The 12,205-nt window shown below is 74.5% G+C and carries 4 protein-coding genes and 5 pseudogenes; 4 read left to right on the top strand and 5 right to left on the bottom strand.

Annotated elements, in window-relative coordinates; translation table 11 throughout:
* The first annotated feature begins 589 nt into the window (after positions 1 to 589).
* Together RBJ77_RS15140 and RBJ77_RS15135 are read left to right on the top strand one after the other, a co-directional pair.
* Positions 590 to 853 (top strand): hypothetical protein, encoded by a 264-nt coding sequence (locus RBJ77_RS15140; protein ID WP_372345498.1) that lies wholly within the window; start codon positions 590 to 592, stop codon positions 851 to 853.
* Positions 854 to 2,796: 1,943 nt separating this feature from the next.
* A complete protein-coding gene (locus RBJ77_RS15135; protein ID WP_372345497.1) occupies positions 2,797 to 2,973 on the top strand; it encodes a hypothetical protein in 177 nt (58 codons plus the stop codon).
* A gap of 2,090 nt (positions 2,974 to 5,063) precedes the next feature.
* On the opposite strand, the gene RBJ77_RS15130 is transcribed toward RBJ77_RS15135, so the two are convergent.
* Positions 5,064 to 5,504: a winged helix-turn-helix domain-containing protein gene (locus tag RBJ77_RS15130; RefSeq protein ID WP_372345496.1), complete on the bottom strand. Its 441-nt coding sequence runs from the start codon at positions 5,502 to 5,504 to the stop codon at positions 5,064 to 5,066.
* A 111-nt stretch (positions 5,505 to 5,615) separates the two neighbouring features.
* On the opposite strand from RBJ77_RS15130, the pseudogene def reads away from it, so the two are divergent.
* A pseudogene (gene def / locus RBJ77_RS15125) lies at positions 5,616 to 6,177 on the top strand (peptide deformylase); the annotation flags it as partial.
* Positions 6,178 to 6,262: 85 nt separating this feature from the next.
* Here def and RBJ77_RS15120 read toward each other — a convergent pair.
* The gene (locus RBJ77_RS15120) at positions 6,263 to 6,676 is read right to left on the bottom strand and encodes a phosphotransferase family protein (RefSeq protein ID WP_372345502.1); all 414 of its coding nucleotides are present in this window, start codon (positions 6,674 to 6,676) and stop codon (positions 6,263 to 6,265) included.
* 1,333 nt (positions 6,677 to 8,009) lie between these two features.
* Between RBJ77_RS15120 and infA the strand changes: the two are divergent.
* Positions 8,010 to 8,215 (top strand): annotated as a pseudogene (infA, locus tag RBJ77_RS15115) (translation initiation factor IF-1).
* Here infA and RBJ77_RS15110 read toward each other — a convergent pair.
* The 3 pseudogenes from RBJ77_RS15110 to RBJ77_RS15100 form a co-directional block, all read right to left on the bottom strand.
* A pseudogene (locus RBJ77_RS15110) lies at positions 8,203 to 9,852 on the bottom strand (cation acetate symporter). The pseudogenes infA and RBJ77_RS15110 overlap by 13 nt on opposite strands.
* A gap of 76 nt (positions 9,853 to 9,928) precedes the next feature.
* Positions 9,929 to 10,030 (bottom strand): annotated as a pseudogene (locus tag RBJ77_RS15105) (DUF485 domain-containing protein); the annotation flags it as partial.
* Between the two features lie 322 nt (positions 10,031 to 10,352).
* Positions 10,353 to 11,879, bottom strand: a pseudogene (locus tag RBJ77_RS15100) (MFS transporter).
* Positions 11,880 to 12,205: the final 326 nt, after the last annotated feature.

Below are 12,205 nucleotides of genomic sequence, written 5' to 3'. Positions count from 1 at the left end.
CCATCGGGTCCAGTGGTTCTGCGGCACGACGAGTCGCGGCGACGGCGGCGAGACCTCCGGCCCGTCCGTGGCCGAGGCGGGTGCGGAGCGGGCTGCCGTTGCCGTGCGGTGACGACTTTCGACGTGTCCTGTCCCGACTGGCCGGAAATCCGCCGGAGCTGGAGACGGTGGCGGAATCCGATGGTGGACGGCGCGCTTGGCGACCGCGGTCCCGAGTCGCGGGTGGGGAGTGACGCTGCGATGCTGGTGACGTTCGGGCGCAGGAGCGCAGCGCGCTGAGGAATGGATCAACGGCGAGGTGCCCGCGTACCAGCACCGTGAGGTGCGGGTCCGCGAGTTCGAGCTGGGCCTCGTGGTGCGCGGAGGACCGGGAGAATGGTCCGGTGTCCGACGGCGGCCGGCAGCGCCTCGTGATCGCGCGGGACAGAGCGGCGAGGCGACCCGTGGCCTTCGCTGCCCGTGGGCGAGGTGATCCGAGCGGCATGAGGAGCGGTACGGGCTGCCGGAGGCGCCGGCAGGGAGCCCGCAGCGCGCGCCGCCCGAGCGGGTCGACCTGAACCAGGCGTCGTTCCTGCTGATTCCCGCCGGAGTGGCTGCGGAGGCGGCGGACAAGCTCGGCATCCCCGACCGGCGTTCGGCGCAGTCGTCGCCCGCCCCGGAGCCGGCCGCTGCCGAACCGGAACTGGCTCCCGCCCCGCCTCCGGCGCCCGCGCCCGGCCCCGCCGCCCGGTGGGCGACCCCGTGGGCCGGAACGGACACGAACGGCGCGGGGGACGGGAGGACCGCTCCGTCGCTGCCCGAGACGGTGTTCTCGCCGCCGCTGGCTGAGGGACACGCCGCCGCCCTGGGGTGACGGCCGGGCCAAGACCGCTCCTGATCGCGGGCGGCAGCCGCTGCGCCGACGGCGGTCTCCCGGCCCTGCGAGGACCCGCCGGCTCCACGCGCCCGGCTACCCGCAGGGCGGTCCGGCCGGTCGCCCACGCCGCCGCCCTCGCCGCAGCCGGGCCCCGGCACCTGCCGCCCCCGTCGGCCCTACGGCTACCCGCAGGGCGGCCCGGCCGGCTCCGACGCTCCCGCCGCCGCCCCGCGAGTGCCGCCGCCGCCGCCCGCCGCGCGCTCTGCTGCGCGCTCCGGTGCCCGGCTCCGCCGTGCCCGGCACGCCGCCGCCCGGAGTGGCTCCGTACGTGGGTACATCGGCCGCAGGGTCCCGGCGGCCCCGGCGGCCCCGGCGGCGCCGACGTCTCGCCGCCGCCCGCCGCTGTGGTGCGGCGCGTCGCGACGCCTCGCGGCCGCTCGCGCCCGGCGCGACATCGCCGACGTCGCCACCAGCAAGGCGCAGGCCCCCGCCGCGGGGTGCAAGCGCGGTAGGTGGTGTGCGCAGACCCGCCGCCGCCCGGCGCTCCGGGCGTGCCCGCTCCCGGTGCTCCCGGCGGTGTTCCCGGTGGGCAGACTCCGCCGCCTGCCGGTGTGGTCCGGCCGGTGGGTGCGATCCCAGGGACGCAGATGGTGTCGTCGATCGGTCCCGACAGGCAGCCCGGAGATTCCGGATGCGCCCGGTGCGCCCGCGTGCGCAGCGCCGAGTGCAAGCCGCCCGGTGCCACGCGCGGCCCCCGGCGGCGCGCATCCAGGCCGCGACGATGCTGGCCGGTCCGCCGGCCGGCGGCCCCGGCGCTCCCGGCGGGCAGACCCCGCCGCCGCCCGGCCCGCCCCGGGTGCGCCCCGGCGCCCCGGGCGCGCCTCGCCTCTGCCGAGCGCGCCGCGTGGCCGCCCGGTGCCACGCCCCGCCGGGCGGCGGCGTGCGCCACGCCGCGACGATGCTGGCCGGCCCGGGTCCCGGGCGATGCCGCCCCCGCCTGCGCCCGGTGCCATGCCGCCGCCCCGCGCCGGGCGGCAGCAGGTCCTGCGCGGCCGCCCCGGCGGCGTGCGGGCCGGCTATCCGCGGGCGCCCGCCGGCCGGCGACCGTGGGCGGCCACCAGGCGGTGCTCAGCTACCGCGCGCCCGGCGGCTCAGCAGCAGCGTCGTCCGGCGGTCGGCGCCCGGCGTGCCGCACCCGGAGGTGGCAGATCGTCTTCCTGACTGCGCGGCATGAACATCCTGCCGGACCAGGTCCCCGAACTCCACACCGGAGCTGGAGTCCTGCTCGCTGCCCGCCGGCGCGCGTACTGCTCCCGCATGAATCCAGGCGCGTAGGCCGCAGGCCCGGATCACGTCGACTGCGCCGTACGGCACCGATCACGCTCGCGCGCCAGCAGGGGCATGCACCAGCTCATCGCGCACGGGCGACCTGCTCAGGTGCGCCGACGGTCGCGCGCGGCCCGCACCGGTGCGCGGCGCCGCTGCCGCCCGCGCAGTAGCCCTCGCCGCCGGATCCCGCCGGAGAGGCAATCGCGCAGGAGCTGGCCGCGGCGTTCGAGGGCCCGGCGTGTTCCGGGTTCGACCAGCGGGCCGTGTCGCGCCAGGGGCGTCCCGGACGTCGCGTCGCGCGCACGCTCTGTCGTGGCGGACCGCCCGCCGACTTCGGGCCGTTCTTCTGGGCGCAGGCCCAGCCGGGGCGCCCGGCGCCGACGCTGGCCGAGCTGGCGCAGGAGCGCGGGGTGCAGCCAGGCGTCGGACGCGTGGCTCGTACCTCGTCATGGGCGGCGACTTCGGCAAGGCGGTCTGCGTTCAGCACGGCACGGCGCACATCGTGGCCGCCGTGCCGGTCGAAGGCTGGAGCTCCGGCGGTGCGCCGGTGCCGCACCGGCCCGTGAACACCGGGCTGCGAGTTCGCGCGCTCGCTGGCCCTGCTCGGCCGGATGTGGCGTGGCTGCGCTTCGGGCTCAACCCAGAGCAGGCGGGCTTGGACGGTCGACTTCCAGGCCCAGCTCAGCGCCACCGACCCGGCCGCCCTCGGTTCGCCTGGAGACCTGGTGGTCGGTGCTGCTGGAGCAGATGTGGGACGGCCTGCTGTAACCGTCAGTGCACGGCGCTGACGACGGGGCGCTCGACCTGCGGGACCGGTCGGGCGCCCCCGATCGTGCGCTCATGCAGGAGGCGAGGCGACATCGTTCCGCAGCGGCAGCGGGAAGACGAAGCGGCGCTGGCCCAAGAGGGTCCCTGCTGATCTCCGCTCGTCGTCCTGGTCCTGCTGCTGGGATACGGCACGGCCCACGCAGCGCTGGGCGGACTCGCGGCTGCGGACCACGGACGCCTTTCACCGCCCGACGATCGCCGCCCGGCGGCGGGCAGCGCGGCACGGGACTGGCTGCTCTGCCGTCAAGCTCGGACTCGCGCGGACCTGACGCCCGAACAGCGCAAGGCGCTCCACGTCGGCAACGACGCCCTCAACACCGACACGATCATGATCCTGCACTACGAGGACAAAGCGGGCCCTATCTGACTCTCCGTCCCCGCGACTCGTACGTGTCCATTCCCGGCCACGGCAAGCAAGATCAACTCGGCGTACGCGCGCTCGGCGGCGCGCGCCGCTGCTCACCCGGACCGTGGAGCAGGCGCGACGGGCCTGCGTGCGCTCGACCACTACGCGGACGGCCTGGTCGACGTCGCGTCGACTCGCCGGGCGGCGTCAAATTCTCCGCGTACCGGAGGGCGGGCTGCACGGACGAGAAGTCCGGGGCCGACTCGACGCGGGCTGTCAGCACATGGACGGGGTCCAGGCCCTGCAGTACGCGCGGGCCCGCTACCTGACCGCGGGCGACCTAAGCCATCACAGAGCGGCAGCGGCAGCTGGTCGACGCCATCGCCGACAAGCGCTCAGCGCGGGCGCGTCCTGATCCCGCCGTGGAAGCTGATCCTGTTCCTGAGCGCGTCCCTCGACGCGCGCTTCACGCGGTCGACCCGACACCGGCGACGGGATCGCTCGCCTCGATGGGCGTGTGCAGAGTCGGACCCGCGACGACGACTGCGCCGGTGGCGAGCAGCCGTCCGTGCCCGGGGTCGGTGCGACTCTCCGAGGCCGGTCAGCTCTTCGCCAGCTCCGCGACACCGCGACTCCGACTTTCGGGACACCCAATTGACGCAACACTCTTGACCGAGCGGGTCGGGCGGCGTCGCGTTATGAGCGGTTCCGCTTGATCCATAAAGATGTGCGCCAATCGCGCAGAACGTCGCACGTCGGTTTCCGTCGGTTTTGTCGGGCGGAGACCGGTGCAGACCGGTGGGAGAGGGGATCAACGTGATGAGCGGTGCAGGCAGGGCGTCGCCGTACGGCCGTACGAGTCGTGGCTACCGTCCCGGCAGGTGGCGCCCGGCGCCGCCGGTTCGTCCGGCGCCCGCGACGAGGCGTGGGAGCGCGCCGCGCGCTGACCGTCCTCGCACATGGAGGCGCTCGGAGGCAGGTGAGGCCCGGCCGCGCCTCGCCCCGCAGACCTACGAGACGCTCGGCAAACGCGCCCAGTGCTGGAACTCGCCGAGGAGGAGGCCGTCGCCGTCCAGCACGCGGGTACCGACGCGGCGGCCGGGGACCGAGGCGGCGGACGCGCCGCGGGCCGGGAACTGCGCGACGCGGCGCAGGCCTCGTGCCGACGAGGTGCGCGCGGGAGGCGCCGAGCAGCGTGCGGAGCGGCGGCGCGAGCGGTCGGCGGGCCACCGCGGACGAGACCCGGCCGCCTGCGCGACGCGACGTGAAGGGAGACGCGGGCGAGGCGCTCGCCGCGCTGCGGGAGATGCGGCGGCGCTGCGAGGGCGTCCTCGCGGACCAGGCCAAAGGAGCACGCCGAGCGGTTCGACGCTTTCGAGCGGGAAGCGGCCGAGCGGGCCGCCGCCGCGGAGGAGCGGGAGGCCGCGGCGGTGGCGGCGGCGGAGGCCCGGCCTCCTCGGAGGCCAAGCGGGCGTTCGCGGAGGCGGAGGAGGCGGCCCGGCACGGCCAGGACGCGGACGCCACCGCCGCGGAACTTCGCGCAGGCCCGCGCCCGGGACGAGCGGGTGGCCAGGAGACGGAGCGGGTGCTGCGGGAGCACGGGGGAGGCGCTGGGACGAGGTGCGGGCGCACATGGATCACGTACGGAGCCTGCTGGCGGCCCTCACCGGGCGGGCCGCGGCCGAGTAGGCGCCGGCGCTCCGGTCAGGGGCGCAGCCGGGTGACCGCCGCGACGGGACCGCGCCCCGTGGGACCGGCGGCGCTCGTAGGGGAGCGAGCAACTCCCTTACGGCCAGCGCCACTTCGTCGATCTCCTCCGGCGTCAGGTGCACAGTGGTCCCGATGGAGCGGTCGGCGGCGCGCAGCGACTGGCGCGGGGTCGTCCCAGCGCAGCCGCCACGGCCTGGCCCGGCCGCCACCGTGCGCGGCCTCCTCGATCGGGCCGTGCTCGGCGAGCCGGCGCAGGTGGAACGAGCAGAGGCCCGAGCTGTATCCGAGCCGGGCGGCGGCCTGGGTCGACGTGACCGTGCCGGCCTCGGCCAGCAGGTCGAGCAGCGCGATGCGCACGGGGTGGTCGGGCAGCCGGCGGGCGGGGCCGGGCGCCGCGGCCGTGGACGGGTCGTTCTCCGTGGATTCCTCGGTCACTTTGCAAAGGGTGCTACTTTGCAAAGGGATTAGTCAAGTGACGTGAGGCGGAGGGGAGTTGGGTGGACATGGCCGGGAGCGGGATGTCACCGGAGGTCGAGCGGGGGTGCGGTGCGGCGCATCACGGTGGTCGGCGAGGAGGTGCTGCGCCGCCGCTGCGCACCGGTCACGGAGGCGCACTTCGGTACGCCGGAGCTGTCCCGGCTGATCGACGACATGTTCGCCACGAACCACGTCGCGCACGGCGCGGCCATCGCCGCCAACCAGGTCGACGTGGACCTCCAGTTGTTCGTGTACGACATGGAGGACGACTGGGGCGTGCGGCACGTCGGCCACATCGCCAACCCGGTCCTCGACGAGGAGCCGCTCGCCACCCCGCAGGCTCGTCGACGAGATGGAGGGCTGCCTCTCCGTCCCCCGGCCCGTACAAGCCGGTGCCGCGCGCCGACCACGCGGTCGTCCGCGGCCAGGACAAGGACGGCAACCCGCTCGTCGTCGAGGGCCGCGGCTATTTCGCCCGCTGCCTCCAGCACGAGACCGACCACCTCTACGGCCGGCTTCCCACCTCGACCGCCTCGCCAAGCGCGAACGCCGGGACGCGCTGCGGGAGATGGCGGAACTGAGCGACGGGGTCCTGGCCCGCAGGGCGGCGACGGCGGAACGCCTCGGCAAGCAGGCGCCGCCGCCCCGGGTCACAGCGCCGCGCTCCAGTTCCGCGCGGTGCCGGGTCACCCACGCGTGGGCGGCGCGGATCCGCGTCACCACGCCCCCGGTCCCGCAGCCGGCGCATCGCCGGGTCGCCCGCGTCGGCGGCCGCGTCGATGCCGCGCAGGCAGCGGTCCTGCCACCACAGGGACCGCGGGCAGCAGCGGGGGTCCGGTCGAGTCAGGCCGTACGCGTCGCAGAGCAGGCGCAGCTGGCGGGAGGGAGGCCTCCGGCACGTCGTCGATCGCGGGCCCGAGGTCCAGGTACTGCCAGCACACGTGGGCGACGTCGTCGACGCGGCGGCCCGGGGCGGCCAGGTCCCAGTCGATGAAGCCGGTGGGACGCCACTCGCCGGCCTCGGTGGCGTACACCGTGTTGCGGGGGTCGAGGTCGTTGTGGCAGACGACCCTCTGTGTCCCAGCGGCCAGCCCGGAGTCGGCGGTGACGTCATGGAACTCCCGTACCAGGACGGCGACTTGAGTCAGCGCCTCGGTCCGTGCGTGCCGACCGCTGTCCCCGGGAGCGAGGGCGGCCCGGCCCGGCAGGTGGTCCAGGACCTCGCGGCCGAGGTCGTCGACGCCGAGGAAGCGGGGCGCCCCGCCAGCCCCGCCGCTCGAAGAGGGCGAGCAGCTCGTGCACGTACGCGGAGCGCGGTGCGGGCGTCCTGCGCACCGTCGTGCCCACGCGCGTCACCTGCCGCACGTACCCGCCGGGCAGCGCTTCGCCGTCCGTCATGCCGTGCCGCCTTCCCCGGTCGCAGGTCGCCGGTCGCCGGTCGTCGGAGAACTCCCGCAGCGTAATTCGGTTGGCCGGGCGGGCGGTGGGTGTTAGGTTTCCGGTGATCGTGAAGCCGGCCCAGGAGGTGAGTCCCGTGAACGCTGTATCGCATGGGTGCTCCCCCTGTCCTTCACGGTCGGGCGACTGACGCAGGTGTCGCCGGGAGTGCCAGGACCGCACTTCCGAAGGACGGACACCATGACCACACACGCATCAGGACCGGCATCCCCATCCATCGAGGTCACGCGGGTCGCCGACGACCAGTGGCAGGCCCTGGAGGGCGACCGCGTCGTCGGTACAGGGGACCTCGCACCGGGCCGGCGGCCGGGCCTACGTCAGCATCGACGCCTGGCGACGACGCCGCCTTCGACCGGCTCGCCCGCGCGTCTGCCCGCCGCGCTGCCCACGCCGCTGCACACCGTGGTGGACGAGGACGACACGACCTCGTCGCCCGGTGGCGGCAGGCCGGCTTCACGCCGGGGGCGCCGCGAGGGCGAGTACGTCGTCCCCACCGATCCCGGCGTCACCGACTCGGTGCCGCGCCCGTGCCCGAGGGCGTCACGATCGTGCCGTTCGGCGCGCGCGCAGGGAGGGCCCGCTGCGCGATCTCGACCGGGCGGTCCGGGACGAGGTGGCGCGCCGCGGGCGGCTGGCACACCATGCCCGCCGAGGTGGTGCCGCTGCCGCCCGGGGTCACCGTCGTCGACCCGGCGAAGTACGCCGTCGCCGTCCTCGACGGCCGGTACGTCGGGATGCTTCAGGATCGCGCCCGTGCCGCGCAGGCCGCGGATCGGGCTGCTCGCCGTGCGCGCGGGACGTGCGGCGCCGCGGCATCGCCCGGGCCCTGCTCGCCGAGGTCCCTCGGCTCGCTGCACGCCGCCGGGGTCGCGGGCGCCCTGGGCCGAGGCCCAGGGAGTCCAACCGGGCCGCGCTGTCCCTGCTGGCGGAGGTCGGTGCCCGACGGGTCGGCGGCAACGTCGAGTTGGAGCGATCGATAACCATGGCACGCGTGGCGAAGCGGGCATCGAGCTCGAAGGCGTCGTCGTCGAGTGACCCGCAGGGGCGCGACGTTCCGGGTCGAGATGCAGAAGGGGCACGTGGTGCTCGCGCACATCAGCGGGAAGATGCGCAAGCATCACATCAAGATCCTCCCGTACGACCGGGTCCTGGTGGAGATCAGCCCGTACGACCTGACCCGGGGCCGGATCCTCTTCCGCTACCGGTCGTAGCGGCGGGCGGGGGGCGGCGTCACCGGCGCCCCCGCCAGGATCCAGCCCTCCACCGCCTCGTAGAGCTGCCGCTGGGCCTGTGCCTTGCGCGGCGCGGTGAGCACCGTGCCCAGCCAGCCGAGGAAGAAGCCCAGCGGGATCGAGACCAGACCCGTCGTCGTGAACGGGAACCAGGTGAAGTCCCGGTCGGGGAAGAGCGACGCCGGGTTGCTCCGACACCAGCGTGGTGCCGGTGATCAGGGACCATCGCGGCGAGCGTGCCGCCGATCAGCGTGCAGAGCAGCCCGGTACGGGTGTAGCGGCGCCAGAACAGGCTGTACACCAGCGCCGGGGCGAGCGCGGACGCGCCGATGCCGAGCGCGAGGAAGACCAGCGGCTGCAGGCTGCGGTGCTGGAAGTAGGTGGCGAGCGCGATGGTGAGGGCGCCGACCGCGAGCGCCGAGCAGCGGGCCAGCGTCATCTCCCTGCAGGGGCGTCGGCTCCGTGCGGCCCCAGTGCGCGAACACGTCGTGGGCCAGGGGAGTTGGCGCAGGCCAGGATCATGCCCGAGACCGAGGCGAGCAGCGTGAGGAACAGCGCGGTGGTGACCGTCGTGAACACCAGGGCGCCCGCGGTGCTCAGCTCGGCGCCGAACGCGGCGCGCGAGCCGAGCAGGAACGCCGTGTTGCCCTGCGGGTCGGCCGCGGCGATCGCCTTGCTGCCGATCAGCGCCGTCGCCCCGAACCCGATCACCGAGATCATCAGCGCGAACACCCCCGTCGAGGTGACCGCCCAGGACATCGAGCGGCGCACCTCACGGGCGTGCCGCGCCGTGTACATGCGCATCGTGACGTGCGGCAGCGCGGCGCCGCCGAGCATCACCGTCAGATACGCGCTGATCATGTCGAGGCGGGGACTGCCGCTGTGCACGAACTGCAGCCCCGACTTCAGATAGGCGCTGCCCGCGCCGTTGTTGGCCACCGCCGCGGCGAGCAGGGCGCCCGGGTCCCAGTCGAAGCGGCGCAGGATCAGCACGGAGACCACGGTGCCGGAGCCGAGCAGCGTCACGATCTTGAGGAGCTGGATGACGGCGGTGCCCTTCATGCCGCCGATCGCCGCGTAACTGATCATCAGGCCGCCGACGGTGACGATGACGCCGGTCTTGAACCCGGCGCTGTCGAAGCCGAGCAGGAACCCCCAGCAGGTCGCCCGCGCCCGCGAGCTGGACGAGCATCATCGGCAGCAGCGCCGCGAGGGGTGACCAGGCAGGCCGCGAGCCGAGCGGCGCGGCCCGGCATCCGGCGGGCGAGCACGTCGCCCATGGTGAACTGGCCCGCGTTGCGCAGGGGTTCGGCCAGCAGGAACATCAGGAGCGTCAGGGAGAGCGCGGTGGCCAGCGCGAGGACCGCGCCGTCGTACCCGGTGAGGGCGACGACGCCGCAGGTGCCGAGGACGGTCGCCGCCGAGATGTAGTCACCGGCGATCGCCAGCCCGTTGCGCATCGGGCCGAGCCGGCCGAAGCCCGTGTAGAACTCCGCGAGGTCGTCCCGCTCGGGCCCGGTGACGATGCACAGCAGCAGGATGACCGAGGCGACGCCGGTGAACGCGACCAGGGCCATCGACTCGGTGGACACGGACGTCGCGGCGACGGGGTTCATCGCGTCCTCCCCGGCGGCGCAGCCGGTGGGCGAGCGGGTCGACGCGGCGCCGTGCCGTGTGCTCGTACACGTAGAGCGCCAGACAGGTCACGGGGAACTGGCACACGCCGATCAGCAGGCCGAAGGAGAGGCCGCCGGTGACCGCGCGGGTCATCAGGGACGGGGCGAACGCCGACAGGAGCAGGAACGTGAAGAAGTAGCCGATCGCGGTGAGCGTCGAGACCGCGGCGCTGCCAGCGGTAGGCCGTGCGCAGCAGTCTCAGTTCGCCCCGCGGGGCCGTCTCGCCGGGTCGACCGGGCCGCGGTCGGGGTGACGAGGCGGTGCGACCGGGCGGCGTGGGGCTGGGGAGGCGGGTACTGCGGGTACGGCTGGGTCATCCCGGGGCTCCTTGCACGGTTCGGGTCCGCCGGGGACGAGCGGACCGCAGGGAGTGTGAGGTGGGGGAGCCGGAACGTTACTCGCAGGTAGGTGAGTTGGGCGAGGGGTTTCGACGAACTGATCAGTCGGTTCGGTGGGGGTTGTCTTGTGTCCGGGGTGAGTGTTGCTGGTGGGGGAGTTGTGCCGTGGATGACTTCTCCTGCGCGGTCCCGTCCGGTAGGGGGTCCGCCACGGTTTCCGGTTCCAGGACGGGGAACCGGCGCGGCGCCAGGGTCAGCAGGACCAGCAGCGCCAGACCCGCCGCGCACGCCGCCCCGACGTACACCGAGTCGACCGCCGCGTCGATCGCCTGCCGCACCCCGTCCGCCCCTGGGGTCGCGGGCCACCGCGTCGAGGTCGGTGCCGCTGCCGAGGCGGGCCGAGATCACCCCCGTTGGCGACGGCGCCGAACACGGCGGCGCCGATGGTCTGCCCGATCTGCCGGTAGAAGAGGATCGAGGCGGTGGCGGTGCCGCGCCCGCCCAGCCGACCGTGGACTGCACGCCCACGATGAGCGGCAGCTGGAAGAGGCCGAGGGCCGCGCCGAGCAGCAGGCTGAGCAGCGTCGGCCGCCAGACCGCGCCGGGGAACGGCAGCAGCGGGAACGCGGCGAGCAGCGCCAGCGCCGCCGTCATGCCGAGCGCGGCCGTGTTCCGGAAGCCGATCCTGCGGTAGACGTGCTGGCTCAGGGCCGCCGACACCGGCCAGCTCAGCGTCATCACCGACAGCACGAACCCGGCGGCCGTCGGGGGACAGGCCGAGGACGGACTGGGCGTACGTCGGCAGGAACGTGGTCGGCGCGACCATCAGCAGGCCCATCGCGCCGAGCGCCAGATTGACCGCGGCGATCGTCCGGCGCCGCCACACCCAGCCGGGCAGGATCGGTTCGGCGGCCCGCCGTTCGATCGCCACGACGACGCCGATCAGCGCGACTCCCGTACCCAGCAGGGCGATCGAGGACGACGAGGTCCAGGCCCAGGCGACGCCGCCCTGGACCAGCCAGGTCAGCAGCACGCCGCCCGCCGCGAACACGGCGAGGGGCGCCCGCCCAGTCGACCTTCGGACGCGGGCGCCTCGCGCGGCGCGGCTCGTGCAGGTGGCGGCCCACGAGGAACAGCGCGCGACGGCGCCGATCGGCAGGTTGATCAGGAAGATCCAGCGCCAGCCCGTGGTGGAGGCGAGGACGCCGCCGAGCGCCGGGCCGAGCACCGACGACGTCGCCCACACCGTGGACAACTTCGCCTGGATCCTGGGGCGTTCCTTTCAGCGGGTACATGTCCGCGGGGCCAGGGTCTGCACCGTGCCCTGGATGGCGCCGCCGCCCAGCCCCTGCACCACCCGGAACGCGATCAGGGACCCCATGTCCCCACGCGCAGGCGCACAGCAGCGACCCGATCAGGAACAGCACGCTGCCCGCGATCAGGACCGGCTTTGCGGCCGAGCGAGTCCGACAGCCGGCCGGCTACACGGGCAGCGTGACCGTCACCGCGAGCAGATAGCCGGAGAACAGCCAGGAGAAGACGGAGAAGCCGCCGAGGTCGCCGACGATCTGCGGGACGGCGGTGGAGACGATGGTGGAGTCCAGGGCGGCGAGCGCCATGGACAGCATCAGCGCGGCGACGACCGCGCCGCGCCGCCGGTCATGGGCGATGTCGGTCACGACCGGGCCCCTCCCCCTTTATGTGTTCCCCCTGCACCTATCTCCGCCGCCGAGCTTATGCGGGTGGAGGCGACCCTGAGTAGGGGCTCCACCGAGGGGTGGACCTCCCTAGGGGGACCTCCGTACTTCGGACAGGGGACGGTCTCGTCCCCTTGGAGGACGAGCCCGCAGGGGGGTTCCTCCCTACCTTCGAGGGGTGGGGTTTTCCCCAGGGAAAGACGGTGACTTCCACCAGCGCGCCCGGGCCCCCGCGTCACCAGACTCTGAACGTGCCG

The sequence above is a fragment of the Streptomyces sp. KL116D genome (assembly GCF_030766975.1).
GTDB classification, from domain to species: Bacteria; Actinomycetota; Actinomycetes; order Streptomycetales; family Streptomycetaceae; genus Streptomyces; species Streptomyces longispororuber_A.
This window is presented reverse-complemented; position numbering and strand designations above follow the sequence as displayed.